The sequence below is a fragment of the uncultured Jatrophihabitans sp. genome (genome assembly GCF_964252635.1).
Taxonomy (GTDB): domain Bacteria; phylum Actinomycetota; class Actinomycetes; order Mycobacteriales; family Jatrophihabitantaceae; genus Jatrophihabitans.
On the sequence record NZ_CAXUNP010000042.1, the window covers coordinates 1 to 14,002 of the forward strand.

The window sequence follows — 14,002 nt, forward strand, 5'->3', positions numbered from 1 at the left end:
CGGACGCGGCTGGCGCCGACACCGACGAACATCTCGACGAAGTCCGAGCCGGAGATCGAGAAGAACGGGACGCCGGCCTCGCCGGCCACCGCGCGGGCGATGAGCGTCTTACCGGTTCCGGGCGGGCCGTAGAGCAGCACGCCCTTCGGGATCTTGGCGCCGATGGCCTGGAACTTGGCCGGGTTGGCGAGGAAGTCCTTGATCTCCTCGAGCTCCTCGATGGCCTCGTCGGCCCCGGCGACGTCGGCGAACGTCGTCTTCGGGGTGTCCTTGTTGACGAGCTTGGCCTTGCTCTTGCCGAAGCTCATGACGCGGTTGCCGCCGCCCTGCACCTGGCTCATGACGAAGAACAGCACGCCGACGATGAGCAGGATGGGCAGCAGGCTGACCAGGATCGACAGCCAGGTGTTCTCCTTGGCCACGTGGGTCCGGAAGGTGAGGTCCGAACCCTTCTTCGCGGCCTGCGTCTCGAGCGTGGAGTAGACGTTGTCCGACGCACGGGACGGGTATTGGGTGCTGATCTTGCTGTACTTGCCGTCGAACTTCTTGTCGAGCTTCAGCTGCAGCGTCTGGCCCTTGTCGTCGATGACGGCGGACTTGACGTTGCCGCTGGTCACCTGGGACAGCGCGGAGGAGGTGCTGACGCCGTGGTAGCCACTGCCGCTGGACAGCACGCTGGGCAGCACCAGGACGCCGAACAGGATCACGATGGCCCAGAGCCACCACGACCGGAGAATGCGCTTGCGATTCATATCGTTACCACGAACGGGCGGCCGCTCGCGTTCCTTCCCGCGCTGTGGCGTCCGTGACGTGGAGCACGGGGCCGCCGGACACTGTGTCTCGACCCACGACGGTACACGTCAGTCGCTGTAGATCTCAGGTCGCAGGCGCCCGATGTAGGGCAGATCCCGGTAGCGCTCGGCGTAGTCCAGGCCGTAGCCGACGACGAATTCGTTGGCGATGTCGAACCCGACCCACTCGACGTCGACGTCGACCTTGACGGCGTCCGGTTTGCGCAACAACGTCACGATCTTGACCGACGCCGGGCTGCGGCTGGTGAGGTTCTTGAGCAGCCAGGACAGGGTCAGGCCTGAGTCGATGATGTCCTCGACGATGAGGACGTCCTGGCCCGCGATGTCGCGATCGAGGTCCTTGAGGATCCGCACGACGCCGCTGCTCTGGGTGCCGCTGCCGTAGGAGCTGACGGCCATGAACTCCATGGTCGAGGGGCGTTCGAGCGCGCGGGCGAGGTCGGACATGAACATCGCCGCGCCCTTGAGGACGCCCACCAGCACCGGCTCCCGGTCGCTGTAGGCGGCGTCGATCTCCTTCGCCAGCTCGACCGTGCGTGCCGCGATCTGGTCGGCCGAGACGACGGTGGCTTCGATGTCGGCGTCCAGAACGGACATGTCACTCCTGTGCGGTACGGCGGGGATGAGCCTCGAGTCTCCCAGACGCCCGGGTGACGTCGATGCCCCCTGGCAGGCCGACCGGCCCCTGCCCGTGCCAGGCGGTGACGAGCGCGTCCAGCGCCGCCGTGCGTTCCGCGCTGAGCGGCTCGGCCCCGGTGCGTGCGGCCCAGGCCCGCAGCACGCGCGTGCGCACCGCCCGCGGCAGCCCGGCGACCAGCGACAACTCCAGGTGATCGACTGCGGATCGGGGTCGCTCCGCCGCCGGGACCCGCAGTTGATCACCCGCGACGGGGGCGGGAGGGACGCTCGGCGACGCCGAGCCGGCCAGGACGTCGGCGGCCCAGGCGTCCAGGGCTTCGAGGTCGTCGCGGAGCAGCTCGGCCGTACGCGCCAACGCGGGAGCGACGCCGCCCTGCAGCACGTCGTCCAGCAGCGGCACCACCTCGGACCGCAGCCGGACGCGCTGGTAGCGGGGGTCGACGTTGTGCGGGTCGTCCCACGGGGTGAGTCCGAGCGCGGCGCAGGCGGCCTCGGTGGTCGCGCGGCGGACCCGCAGCAGCGGGCGGACGTAGGGGCGGTCGACGACGGCCATGCCGACGATCGAGCGCGGACCCGACCCGCGACCGAGACCCAGCAGGACGGTCTCGGCCTGGTCGTCGAGGGTGTGCCCGAGCAGGACGTCAGCCCCAAGACGCACCGCCAAGGCGTCCAACGCGGCGTAGCGCGCGGTGCGGGCGGCCGCCTCGGGACCGCCCTCGCCGCCGACCTCGACGTCGACGGTCAGCACCGGATCGAGCCCCAGCTCCCGTCCGCAGGCCGCGGCCCGGGCCGCCTGCGCCGCCGACCCGGGTTGCAGGCCGTGGTCGACGGTGACCAGTCCCGCGCGGACGCCGGAGCGCGGCGCCTCGAAGGCGGTGGCGGCGGCGAGGGCCAGCGAGTCGGCGCCGCCGGAACAGGCGACGAGCACGACGTCGGCCGCGCCGGTCCGGGAACGGTCGCCCAGCACGGCTCGTACCGCCCGCCGCACCTCGGCGACGCTCGGAGCCGGCCCCACGGACGACTACCGGTGGCTCAGGCGTGCACCCGGGCGATCCACAGGCCCGGGTCGGCGATCTCGGCCTTGGTCGGCAGCGTCTCGGCCGACGTCCAGATCGCGTTGAAGTCGTCGAGCCCGATGCGTTCGACGACCGTGCGCACGAACTTCGACCCGTCGACGTACTGACGCGTCTTGGCCTCCATGCCCAGCAGGTGACGCAGCAGCCGGTCGAGCGGGTTGCCGCCCTTGCGCCGGCGGGCGGCGAAGCGGGCCTCGATGGCCTGCTGGCTCGGGATGACGGTGGGCGACACGGCATTCATCACGTACTCGGCGTGGCCCTCGACCAGCGACATGAAGGCGGTGACCCGCTCGAGGACCTCGCGCTGCTGCGGCGTGGTGACCACGGCGAGCAAGCCCGACCCGTCGCCCTGCCCGCGCACGACCTTGACGAGCTCGCTCGTGGCGCCGGACAGGCGTCGGCGGAGCTCGGTGGGGTCGGTGTCGAGGCTGTCGGTGAGCGCGCCGACCTCGTCGAGCAGGTGCTGACGCAGCCACGGCACCGCGGTGAACTGCACGCGGTGGGTGACCTCGTGCAGGCACACCCACAGGCGGAAGTCCTTCGGGTCGACCTTGAGCTGACGCTCGACGGCCACCAGGTTCGGCGCGACGAGCAACAGCTGGCCGCCGGGCCGGTCGAAGAACTCGAACTGGCCGAGGACCTTGCCGGACAGGAAGCCCAGGATCACGCCGAGCTGGACGCCGGTGAGGCGGCCGCCGATGCGCTCGGCGACCTTGCCCACCGGGTTCTGCTCGGTGAGGCGCTCGAGGACCGGCGTCATGACGGCCTGCATGCCGCCTGCGTTGGCGTCGATCCACCCCGGACGGTCGACGACGCGGGTGGCCGCGGTGACGGTGGGCTCGTGCAGGTGGGTCAAGTCGGCGACGTGGTCGGCCGCCTCGGCGGTCGCACGGTAGAGCTCGCCCACGGCGTCGTCGGCCTCGCGCCGCGAGACGCCGGGCGGGGCCGGGCTGAAGCGACGGGCCGAACGCGCGGCCAGATCCCAGTCGATGAGCGTCGCCATGACTACACGCTACCCAGCGCCCTGCGGCGCGGGCCCGGCGCGCACGCCGCCGGAAGGCGGACCCGTCCCTCCGTCAGGGGGCGGGTGGTGCGGCGGTCAGGTGCAGGTGCAGGTCGCGAGCCGGGCGGCGACGGTGTCCAGCGCGGCCTCGGCCGCCGGGGTGGACGCCGTGCGGTCGGCGATGAACGCGAACGCCAGCAGCCGGCCGGCACGGTCGTGGACGAGCCCGGCGAGCGCGCTCACGCCGGTGAGCGTGCCCGTCTTCGCCCGTAGCAGCCCGGCGGCGGCCCGGGCGGACCCCGCCACGTAGCGGTCGACGAGAGAACCCGACCAGCCGGCGACCGGGAGCCCGGCGACGATGTCGCCCAACGGCCCCCGGCGGGTCGCGACGACGGCCAGCAGCCGACCGAGGGTCCGCGCGGAGAGCCGGTCGGCGGCGGCCAGCCCGCTGGCGTCGCGCATGCCCGTTCCCGGGTCGACGCCCAGGGTGCGCACCGTGGCCCGGATGGCGGCCGCGGCACCGGCGAAGGTGGTCGGCTGCCCGCGGACCATCGCCACCTGCCGTCCGAGGCATTCGGCGATGACGTTGTCGGACTGCATCAGCATCTGGTCCACGAGAGTGGACACCGGTGCCGAGCGCACCGTGCCCAGCACCCGGGCCCCCGCCGGCGCGGCACCGCGGCCGACCGGCAGCCCGGAGCGGCCGAGCAGCGCCGCCAGCTCGGCACCGGCCGCGAGGTCCGGCGCAGCGCTGCGCACGACGGCGGACGGCGTGGCCCGGCCGCCGTCGGTCATGGTCGCGGTGATCGCCGCGCCGTAGTCCGACGGCACGTCCTCGCGGGCCCAGGCCGGTGACACCGCCGGCCCCGAGAAGGCCGAGTCGTCGACGACGACCCGCGTGGGCCGCACCCCCGCCCGGCGAACGGCCGAGGCCAGATCGCGCAGCCGCGCCGCGTCGGGGTAGGCCGTCGGTCCGGAACCGGCGCCGGACAGCGTCGGGTCGCCGTGCCCGACGAGCACCACGGCACCGCCGGAACCCGCGACCACCGAGGTGGGGATGCGGTAGTCGGGGCCGCGGGTCGTGAGCACCGCCGCGGCGGTCAGGAGCTTGGCCGTCGAGGCGGGTGCGGCCGGGGCGTCCGCACCGCTGCCGTAGACGGTCGTCCCGGCGGCCACGTCGATGACCTCTCCGCGCAGCCGCCCACCCAGACCGGCGGCGGTCGACGGTGCCCGCAGAGCGGCCGCGACCGCCGCGGCACGCGCGGCCGGAGCGACCGGGACACGCGACGACGCGGGCGACCGGGTGGCGGCGGCCAGCGGGCCGTCGGCCGTGACGCTCGGGCGCGCGGACGGGGGGTCGCTACGGGCCAGGCGGGTCTCCCCGTACCCGATCCCTGCGGCCGCGACGGCGGCCACGGTGATCGCGGCAACCCATCCCGCCATCCGTGCGCGGGAGTTGCTCACGATGCGTCAGACTAGCGGCGGAGACACAGCGCCGACGCGGAACGCACGCGGGGCGGCAGCAGGGATCGACGAGGCAGGAGCACCAGGTGGAGTTCGACGTACTGATCGAGATCCCGCGCGGCAGCCGCAACAAGTACGAGGTCGACCACGAGTCGGGGCGCATGCGCCTGGACCGGACCCTGTTCACCTCGACCCAGTACCCCGCCGACTACGGCTACATCGAGGACACGCTCGGCGAGGACGGCGACCCTCTGGACGCGCTGGTCATCCTGCACGGCGACCCCCTGTTCCCCGGCGTCCTGGTGCGCTGCCGAGCGATCGGCATGTTCCGGATGACCGACGAGAAGGGCGGCGACGACAAGCTGCTCGCCGTGCCCGTCACCGACCCGCGCCTGGAGCACCTGCGCGACATCCACCACGTCCCGGAGTTCGACCGTCTCGAGATCCAGCACTTCTTCGAGGTCTACAAGGATCTCGAGCCCGGCAAGAGCGTCGAGGGTGCGAACTGGGTCGGCCGGTCCGAGGCCGAGGCCGAGATCGTGCGTTCCTACAAGCGGGCCGAGACCGAGGGTCACTGAGCCGGACGGTTCAGACGACGGGTGACCCGTCGACCCGGTCGATGCGTACGGGCAGGTAGCGCCAGTAGACGCCCCGGCGGGGGTTCCCGCAGGTCAGCCCGTCGACGGGCACCTGCTCGGCGGCCACGGTGACGTCCAGCTCTCCGTGGGGGCTGCGCACCCGCACGAGCGCGAAGCCGTCGCGGAACGTCCCGACCGACCGCACCTCGAGGTCGCCCCGGCGGGGCAGCGCCAGCTGCTCGTGGGCGAAGGCGAGCGCGGCCTGACCGGCCGGCGGGGTGCCGATCCGGCCCCGCAGGAGGGCGCCGACGACCTCGTCGGCCTGGGCGGCCGCGACGAACTCGGCCGCCGCGAAGGGCAGCACCCGCCCGTACAGCAGCCCGGCGGGCAGCACCAGGACGTTCGCGCCGAAGCGCTCGCCCCCGAGGTGGCTGGTCTCCCACACCTGCCCGGGTGCGGCGTCGGCCAGGGCCGCGGCGACCGGCCGTCCGCGCAGGGCGCAGCACACGTCGTGCCGACCGTGCGTGCAGACGAGGTGCACGACGGAGTTGTCGATCTCGCCGGCGGAGCCGTCGAGGGGCAGGTCGAGCAGCTCGGCGTCGCGGTCGAAGCTGCCCCACCGGACCGTCTCGATCCCCGCCCGGGTGTCGGCGAACGCCCAGCGACGGCGGGCCGGGCGGGCGTCCCGGCCGGGACGGCGGATGACCTGCAGCCGAACCCCGATCGCACGGGTGCGTTCGGTGAGGGCGACCGCGGTGTCGCGGTCGAAGCGGGAGTCGATGAGCGCGTGCCGGCCCCAGGGGCCGGGTTGCTCGACGAGGAGCAGCCGCGCGGACGGGAAGGCGGTGCCGAGCATGGGGTCGCCGCGCAGCTGCGCACGCAGGGCACAACGTTCGAGGGTCTCGCGCGGGTTGGGCATCCGCCGGGCGTTGCGGACGTCGGCCGGACGGAGTGGCTCGGCGGGAGGCGCCGAGCCGGCCGGGACGCTGGTCAAGCCGGCACGAGCAGGCCCTCGCGGACCAGCCGTCGCGCGAGCACGAGCTGCTCGTCGGGATCGAGCCCGGGCAGACCGGCGGGGACGAACGGCGCCCCGGCGACCGCGGTCTTGACGGCGTCGGCCGCGGTCTGCGGGAGCTCGACGGTGCGGTCGAGCAGGACGATGCGCAGGTGCTCGCCGTCGTCGGTGAGCCGCAACCGCAGGGCCTCGCGCAGCCGCAGGCGCGTGTCGCCCGTCAGGGTCGCGGCGAGGTCCAGCTGCGCCAGCGGGGCGAGCGGCTTCGGCCGGGTGCGGCGCATGAGGTTCGTGCCGACGTCGTCCGCGACCCGGGTGACGGGAACGTCGGTGAGCGCGCGCTGCAGCGCCGCGACGGTGTCCTCGAGGGCCGGGGCCAGGACGGTGGGGTCGGCGAGGTCCACGCCCACCGGCAACGAGGCCCGCAGGGCCGGGTCGTCCTGGACGGCCTCGAGCAGCCGCTTGACCAGGTCGTAGCGGGTGAGCGGATGCACGCCGACCGTGAGGTGGATGGCCAGCTCGCCCTGCGCCTGGGCGGCGTGGATGGTGCCGCGCGGCAGGTACATCGCGTCGCCGGGCGCGAGCACGGTGTCGAGCAGCGGCGCCTCGGCGGCGCGGGCCTCGACCTCGCCGCGGCGGGCGTCCCACGGCTGGTTGGCCAGCGGGTCGTCGACGACGGGGCGGTGGATGGTCCACCGCTTGCGGCCGGCGACCTGCAGGACGAACACGTCGTGCACGTCGTAGTGCGGTGAGAAGCCCTGGTTCTGCGGCGGAGTGATGTAGGCATTGATCTGGACGGGGTGCCCGAGCTCGTCGGCGAACTGCGCCGCGAAGTCGACGAGGGGCGGCCAGGTGCGGTGCAGGCCCTGCAACACGAGAGTCGAGCCGTCGGCCATGGCCGCCAGCACCTTGTCGTCGGCCGCCTGGTCGGCGATCGTCGCGCCGGCCCCTCCGCCGCGGGTGAAGCGGGCCGCCGGCAGCACCGTCCCGTCCTTGGCCATGCGCAGGAACGGGGTGCGCAGACCGCGCGACGAGATCAGGTCGTCGACCGCGTGCGCGTCGAGGAGATCGGTGAAGTCACGGGGCAGATCGGCCGCCGCGCTGAACAGCGGAGCGCGCCCCCAGTGCTCCGTGGCGAACACGTCGGCCGGGCCGGCGACGCAGCGTGCGAACGCGGCGCCCCCGACCCGGACCGAGGAGTGTGCAGTCATGCGGTGTGCGTCGGCTCAGCTGTCGGCGGGGCCTTCGCTGCTGTCGGCCGGGCCCTCGGGGCCGGGCTGCGCACCGCCGTCGGCACCGCCGTCACCCGTACCCGCCGCGCCGTCCGCGCCACCGTCGCCGCTGTCGGCCGGGCCCTCGCCGCTGTCGGCCGGGCCCTCGGGGCCGGGCTGCGCACCGCCGTCGGCACCGCCGTCACCGGTACCCGCCGCGCCGTCCGCGCCACCGTCGCCGCTGTCGGCCGGACCTTCCGGGCCGGGACCGGCCGCGCCGTCCGCGCCGCCGTCGCCGCTGGTGATGTCGTCGTCGTCGAGACTCATGTCTACCTCCGAGTGTGTGTCGGGCCGTCCAACCGACAGGCCAGGCCCTTGAACGTAGCGCTGTCAGTAGGCGGATACCCGTGGGGTCTGCGCACTAATCCCCGGGCCGGCTCAGCGGGCTCGACGTTTCGGCGTCTCGGCGAGGTGCAACGCGACGATCCCGCCGGTGAGGTTGCGGTGCCGGACGCTCGTCCACCCGTTGTCGGCGATGATCGCGGCGAGCTCGCGCTGCGCGGGCCACGCGCGGATCGACTCCGCGAGGTAGACGTAGGCGTCGGCGTTCGACGACACCCGGCGGGCCACCGCGGGCAGCGCCCGCATCAGGTAGTTCAGGTACAGCACGCGGAAGGGTCGCCAGGTCGGCCGGCTGAACTCGCAGACGACGAGGCGGCCGCCCGGACGGGTGACGCGGGCCATCTCGCGCAGGGCGGCCGGCACGTCGGAGACGTTGCGCAGGCCGAAGCTGATGGTGACGGCGGCGAAGGAGCCGTCGGCGAACGGCAACCTGGTGGCGTCCCCCGCGACGAAGGGCAGGTGCCGACGACGGCGGGCGCCGCGCCCGGCCCGCAGCATGCCGAGGGAGAAGTCGCAGGCGACGGCCGCGGCCCCGCTGCGGGCCAGCTCGGCGGTGGAGACGCCGGTGCCGGCGGCCAGGTCGAGCACCCGCTGCCCAGGTTTGAGTTCCAGGCACTGGCGGGTGCGACGGCGCCAGCGACGGTCCTGACCGAAGGACAGCACGGTGTTGGTGAGGTCGTAGCGGCGCGCGACCCCGTCGAACATCTGCGCGACCTCGCGCGGCTGCTTGTCCAGGGTGGCCCGGACGGGCTGGTCCTGAACAGGGCGCTCCTGCGGGCCGTCCAGCGCCGGTTGCGTCACCCTGGCAGTCTGTCACCGCCCGGCACGTCCGGCGTCACTCCCCCGGTGTTGTCGGCGACCTTGCCGCGTGGTCGGGCGAGCTGGATCCCGCCGGCGATCACGGCGGCCAGGCACAGCACGTACCCGATCAGGTGCGGCACCGACAGCGGGACGTGCTCGCGCAGCAGCACCGCACCGAAGATGACGCCCATGGCGGGGTCGGCGGCGAGGTTGGCGGGCAACGTGGCGCCCAGCGCGCCCACCTGGAACGACAGCTGGGTGAGCGCGATGCCCGCGGCGCCCAGTACCACGATGCTGATCAACGGAACGGCACCGCGCGGGGTCGTGAACAGGGCGCCGAGGCCGCGGGCGCTCACGCGGTCCGAAGCCGCGTCGACCATCACGGCGAGCGTGCCGAAGAACGAGCCCGCGACCGCGCCGTACGTGGCGCCGCGGATGAGGCGGTTGCGCCCCGACACGACGAGCGTCAGCACCCCGCCGATCACGAGGACGGCGACCACGGCCATGCCGATGTAGCGGGGTTTGGGCACGTGTTCGGTGGCGGGCGCCCCGATGAGGGCGAGGAACACGCCCAGGCCGCCGAGCACACCGACACAGCCGAGGTAGTCCGACCGCGACGGGCGCGGGCCGCCCATCAGGTAGCCCACGCCGAGGGCCACGGGCAGCATCAGCACGACGAGCGGCTGGATGACGACCACCGCGCCGGCCGACAACGCGACGATGTTGAGCACGAAACCGATGAAGTCACCGGCGATCGCGAGCAGGAAGATCGGGTGCCGGATCAGCCGCATCAGCCCGCGGGCGCTCTCCTCACCGTCGTCGGCGTGCTCCTGGGCCACCTTGTGCTGGACCACGATCGAAGTGCCGTAGACGACCGACGACGCCACGCCGAACGGCACGGCGAGGGCGAGGTTCACGTCCAGGAGGGTAGCGGCCGGACTCGGCCGCGAATCCCGTCTCTCGGCGAGTTGCCACCCACCGTGGCGACGGTGCGGACGGGGTTGATTGAGCCTGGTCGGCGGGTGGGCACTCCCTTTATCGGGCGGCCGGTTCTCCGGCCGACACAGGGGGCGAAAGCTCTTACGGGAAGACCCTCCGTCCAGTTCCTGCGGGGGAATGGGGGGCTTCCCGTACCCCGCCGCCGGTCAGCTCGCGGGGACGAGCGTGAGCGGCTGGCCGACCTGCAGGGCGGTCGAGCTCATGTGCGAGTGGACGCGGGCGTCCACCGGGTCGTTCGCCGGGTCGTCGTGCACGACGAGGTGCCGGTAGAGGGTGTCGCGCTGCGCGGGGATGCGCCCGGCGCCGCGGATCAGCTCGATGAGCTCGGTGCGGTTCGACCGGTGCCGTGCGCCGGCCGAGGACACGACGTTCTCCTCCAGCATGACCGAACCCAGGTCCTCGGCGCCGAAGTGCAGCGTCAGCATGCCGATGTCCTTGCCGGTCGTCAGCCACGACCCCTGCAGGTGGACGATGTTGTCGAAGAACAGCCGGGCCACCGCGATCATGCGCAGGTATTCGAGCGACGTGGCCTGCGTGCGTCCCTTGAGGTGGTTGTTCTCCGGCTGGTAGGTCCAAGGGATGAACGAGCGGAACCCGCCGGTGCGGTCCTGGACGTCGCGGATCATCCGCAGGTGCTCGATGCGCTCGGCGTTCGTCTCGCCGGTGCCCATCATGAACGTGGCGGTCGACTGCAGGCCCAGGCCGTGCGCGGTCTCCATGACCGACAGCCAGACGTCGCCCGGCTCCTTCAGCGGGGCGATGGCCGTGCGGGGCCGGTCGACGAGGATCTCGGCGCCCGCCCCGGCGAAGGAGTCGAGCCCGGCGGCCTTGAGCCGGCTGATGACCTCGGCGTGCGGCAGCGACGACGTCCGACCGATGTGCACGACCTCGGACGCGCCGAGCGAGTGCAGGGTCAGCTGCGGATAGGCGGATTTGATCGCGGAGAACGTCTGCTCGTACCACTCCATGCCGAGGTCGGGCGAGTGGCCGCCCTGCAGCATGATCTGCGTGGCGCCGAGGTCGGCGGCCTCGCCGCAGCGGCGCAGGATCTCCTCCAGCGGGTGCGTCCAGCCCTCGGCGTGCTTCGGCGAGCGGTAGAAGGCGCAGAACTTGCAGGCCGTCAGGCAGACGTTGGTGTAGTTGATGTTGCGGTCGATGATGTAGGTGGCGATGTTGTCCGGGAAGCGCCGGCGCCGGACGGTGTCGGCAGCGCGACCCAGGGCGTGCAGCGGTGCGTCGGTGTAGAGCAGCAACGCCTCGTCGGGTGTGATGCGGCCGCCCGCGGCACCTCGGGCCAGCACCTCGGCGATCGAGGGCTGCATCGGCGCGGCGGAGTTCGGCGCAGGGTCGTTCGGCGCGGAGATCGTCACCCCCTCAGAGTACGGCGGCCGGGGTGCCCGCGACCGTGCGGTGGGCGGACAGCACACTGGGAGCATGGCCTCGTCGCAGCCGAGCGGGAGACGCTCCTCGACCCTGGCGCCCCTCCTCGGCGCGCTGGCCGTGGCCGTGGTGGCGATCGTGCTGGTGGTCACGCTTGGCAACGGCCGTGACCCGGGCAGCCCCACCGGGTCCGAGGGGACGGCGGTGGCTCGCGACAAGGCGCTGGCCTGCCCGCGGCAGTACCGCCAGACGGGCGGCGACACGAACGGTTGGGTGCCGCACGCGCCGCGGGGCGTCAACGGCGACGACCGTCTCGTGTCCGACGACACCCCGACCCACGCGGTGGTCTGCGCCTACCTCGACGGGGCCGAGCCGAATGTGTCGAAGGAGGTGTCGCTGACCGGTCGCAGCAAGCTCTCGGGGAGCCTGTCCGGGCTGGTCAGGACGCTGTCCGCCCTGCCGCGCATCAGCTCGACCTCCGACAGGGCCGGCGGCTGCGCATCGGTCCTGACGAAGGCCGACTCACGCGACTACCTGTTCGGGCTCAGCTACGGCTCGGCGACGCTGTGGGTGTCGGCGCCCGGCTACCGCTGCGCCGGCTCGACGAACGGCTCGTTCATCACCGGGACCAACGTCGCGGGTTACGCCTCGGCGTCGTACGCGGCCAAGAAATGGGTGGCCCGGAAGTAGGCGTCAGCCGCGCGCCCGGGCCAGCAGATCGAGCAGGTCCTGCGCCGCCTCGGACGCCGCGGCGTCGGCCACGGTCGACACCCCGCCGAGCCCGAAGTAGGAGTGGTTCAGCGACGGGTGCTCACGGCTGACGACGTCGACACCCGCGGCCCGCAGGTCGTCGGCGAAGAAGTTGCCCTCGGTGCGCAGCACGTCCAGCGTCGAGGTGTGGATGACGGCAGGTGCGACGCCGGCCAGGGACGCCGCGCGCTTGGGCGACACCCGCCAGTCGGCCGACTGCTGCTCCGACACGTACGCGTGCGCGAAGTTGACCATGCCCTCGAGCGTCAGGCCGAACCGCTTGTGACCCGAGTAGCGGGACATGTAACCGGCGTTCACGTCCGGGTCCTCGTACCGCCCGGCCACGTCCGTGACCGGGTAGAGCAGCATCTGCGCGCTCAGCGGCAGCCCCGCGTCTCGGCGGGCGATCGCCACGGACGCGGCCAGCTGACCGCCGGCGCTGTCGCCGGCCACGACGAGGTCGTCCGAGCCGCCGAAGTCCGCCAGGCGCGACGCCACCCACTCGGTGGCGCGGGCCGCGTCGTCGAACGCGGCCGGGAAGCGGTGCTCGGGTGCCCGGCGGTAGCCGACCGAGACCACGACGGCGTGCACCTGCGCGCAGATGCGGCGGGCGTGGCCGAGATGGGTGTCGAGGTCGCCGACGACCCAGCCGCCGCCGTGGAAGTAGACGACGGTCGGCATGGCGGCGGTGTCGACGTCGCGGGTGCCGGCGCGGGCCGGGCGCAGCACCCGGATGGGCAGCGCCGGGCCGTCGTCGCCGGCCGGGATCTCGGCGTCGGACTCGTCGGCCGGCAGCAGGGCGGGGTCCATCTCCGCGAGCGCCGCGGCGTTGGTGGCGCGGGAGTGTTCGCGCGCCTCCGCGACGGTCTCGGGGTCGCGGTCGGGCATGACCCGCACCAACCAGTCGGCCACCTGCGGGTCCAGCACGGAGTCGGTATCTTCCACGCCCTCACTCCGTTCGGGCCGGTCCAGCCGCCGTGTCATCGGTTCGCTCCGCAAGCGTCACTCACGAGCCCATTGTCCTGTGGGTCAGACGTCGGCGAACACCGGGTCGACGTCGTACCCGGCGCGGCGGCCGAATTCCACCAGGCCCTGGAGCTGGCGCGAACCCAGCGAGAAGTCCAGCGTGCGGAAGTAGGTCACGAGGGTGTCCGCGTCGAAGATCTCCCACCGCGCCGCGGTGGCCGCGACCTCGTCGACGTGGGCCAGCGCGTCGTCGCGGCTGCGCAGGAAGGCGGTGTGGACGTCCTTCACCAGGCCCGGGTTGGCCTCGGCGTAGTCGCGGCGGGCGGCCCACACGGCGAAGACCATCGGCAGGCCCGACCAGTCGCGCCAGGCCTGCCCCAGGTCGTGCACGTCGAGACCTCGCCGCGGCGCGTCGTAGGTGGCGCGCAGCGCGGTGTCGCCGATGACGACCGCGGCCTGCGCCTCGAGCAGCATGGCCGTCAGGTCGGGCGGGCAGGTGAAGTACTCGGGACGCACACCGTGATGCTGTTCGAGCCACATCTGGGCCAGCAGCACCGAGGTCCGCGACGTGGACCCGAGCGCGATGCGGGCGCCGTCCAGCTCGGCCAGCGGCACCTGCGACACCAGATCGACGGAGAGCACCGGCCCGTCCGACCCGATCGCGATGTCGGGCAGCAGCAGCAGGTCGTCGGCGTTGCGCAGGTACTCGACGAGCGAGATCGGGCCGATGTCGAGGTCACCCGCGACCAGCATGTCGTTGAGGTTGTCGGGCGTGTCCTTGGTCAGCTCGACGTCGAGCAGGGCGCCGGCCCGGACCAGCCCCCAGTAGATGGGCAGGCAGTTGAGGAACTGGATGTGCCCCACCCGGGGTCGGACCGCACTCACCTCGTCGACGCTACGCCGACGCTG

15 protein-coding genes are annotated in these 14,002 nt (G+C 73.1%); 2 read left to right on the forward strand and 13 right to left on the reverse strand.

The features are described from left to right. From ACFFCA_RS15970 to dacB, 5 genes are all read right to left on the reverse strand, one after another. A partial coding sequence (locus ACFFCA_RS15970; RefSeq protein WP_375486543.1) for an ATP-dependent metallopeptidase FtsH/Yme1/Tma family protein occupies positions 1–752 on the reverse strand: 752 nt, incomplete at its 3' end. A gap of 108 nt (positions 753–860) precedes the next feature. Further along, positions 861–1,400 (reverse strand): hypoxanthine phosphoribosyltransferase, encoded by a 540-nt coding sequence (gene hpt, locus ACFFCA_RS15975; RefSeq protein ID WP_375486602.1) that lies wholly within the window; start codon positions 1,398–1,400, stop codon positions 861–863. A gap of 10 nt (positions 1,401–1,410) precedes the next feature. Next, positions 1,411–2,466, reverse strand: a complete 1,056-nt coding sequence (gene tilS / locus ACFFCA_RS15980) for a tRNA lysidine(34) synthetase TilS (protein WP_375486545.1) — start codon at positions 2,464–2,466, stop codon at positions 1,411–1,413. A 17-nt stretch (positions 2,467–2,483) separates the two neighbouring features. Continuing rightward, on the reverse strand, positions 2,484–3,530 hold the full coding sequence (locus tag ACFFCA_RS15985; RefSeq protein ID WP_375486547.1) for a zinc-dependent metalloprotease: 1,047 nt from the start codon (positions 3,528–3,530) through the stop codon (positions 2,484–2,486). 96 nt (positions 3,531–3,626) lie between these two features. Continuing rightward, complete coding sequence (gene dacB, locus ACFFCA_RS15990; RefSeq protein ID WP_375486549.1) at positions 3,627–4,994, reverse strand: D-alanyl-D-alanine carboxypeptidase/D-alanyl-D-alanine-endopeptidase; 1,368 nt, start codon at positions 4,992–4,994, stop codon at positions 3,627–3,629. Positions 4,995–5,080: 86 nt separating this feature from the next. Between dacB and ACFFCA_RS15995 the strand changes: the two genes are divergently transcribed. Next, the gene (locus ACFFCA_RS15995; RefSeq protein WP_375486551.1) at positions 5,081–5,572 is read left to right on the forward strand and encodes an inorganic diphosphatase; all 492 of its coding nucleotides are present in this window, start codon (positions 5,081–5,083) and stop codon (positions 5,570–5,572) included. Positions 5,573–5,582: 10 nt separating this feature from the next. Here ACFFCA_RS15995 and ACFFCA_RS16000 read toward each other — a convergent pair whose 3' ends face one another. The 6 genes from ACFFCA_RS16000 to mqnC all read right to left on the reverse strand — a co-directional run bounded on the left by ACFFCA_RS16000 (position 5,583) and on the right by mqnC (position 11,319). Then, positions 5,583–6,566 carry a sucrase ferredoxin gene (locus ACFFCA_RS16000; protein ID WP_375486553.1) on the reverse strand — a complete coding sequence of 328 codons (984 nt, stop codon included), beginning with the start codon at positions 6,564–6,566 and terminating at the stop codon, positions 5,583–5,585. Further along, positions 6,563–7,795 (reverse strand): cupin domain-containing protein, encoded by a 1,233-nt coding sequence (locus tag ACFFCA_RS16005; RefSeq protein WP_375486555.1) that lies wholly within the window; start codon positions 7,793–7,795, stop codon positions 6,563–6,565. The genes ACFFCA_RS16000 and ACFFCA_RS16005 overlap by 4 nt, the downstream gene beginning before the upstream one ends. A 15-nt stretch (positions 7,796–7,810) precedes the next feature. Continuing rightward, positions 7,811–8,122: a BatC protein gene (locus ACFFCA_RS16010; protein WP_375486557.1), complete on the reverse strand. Its 312-nt coding sequence runs from the start codon at positions 8,120–8,122 to the stop codon at positions 7,811–7,813. Between the two features lie 111 nt (positions 8,123–8,233). Further along, positions 8,234–8,998, reverse strand: a complete 765-nt coding sequence (locus tag ACFFCA_RS16015; protein ID WP_375486559.1) for a demethylmenaquinone methyltransferase — start codon at positions 8,996–8,998, stop codon at positions 8,234–8,236. After that, complete coding sequence (locus ACFFCA_RS16020) at positions 8,995–9,915, reverse strand: DMT family transporter (RefSeq protein ID WP_375486561.1); 921 nt, start codon at positions 9,913–9,915, stop codon at positions 8,995–8,997. Before ACFFCA_RS16020 ends, ACFFCA_RS16015 begins: the two co-directional genes overlap by 4 nt. Positions 9,916–10,143: 228 nt before the next feature. After that, on the reverse strand, positions 10,144–11,319 hold the full coding sequence (mqnC, locus tag ACFFCA_RS16025; RefSeq protein ID WP_375486604.1) for a cyclic dehypoxanthinyl futalosine synthase: 1,176 nt from the start codon (positions 11,317–11,319) through the stop codon (positions 10,144–10,146). A gap of 112 nt (positions 11,320–11,431) precedes the next feature. Between mqnC and ACFFCA_RS16030 the strand changes: the two genes are divergently transcribed. After that, positions 11,432–12,067 carry a hypothetical protein gene (locus ACFFCA_RS16030; RefSeq protein WP_375486563.1) on the forward strand — a complete coding sequence of 212 codons (636 nt, stop codon included), beginning with the start codon at positions 11,432–11,434 and terminating at the stop codon, positions 12,065–12,067. 3 nt (positions 12,068–12,070) lie between these two features. Here the strand turns inward: ACFFCA_RS16030 and ACFFCA_RS16035 are convergent, their stop codons facing one another. Together ACFFCA_RS16035 and ACFFCA_RS16040 are read right to left on the reverse strand one after the other, a co-directional pair. Further along, a complete protein-coding gene (locus tag ACFFCA_RS16035; protein WP_375486565.1) occupies positions 12,071–13,072 on the reverse strand; it encodes an alpha/beta hydrolase in 1,002 nt (333 codons plus the stop codon). Positions 13,073–13,156: 84 nt separating this feature from the next. Then, entirely contained in the window at positions 13,157–13,978 is an 822-nt protein-coding gene (locus ACFFCA_RS16040) for a menaquinone biosynthetic enzyme MqnA/MqnD family protein (RefSeq protein WP_375486567.1), read from the reverse strand. Positions 13,979–14,002: the final 24 nt, after the last annotated feature.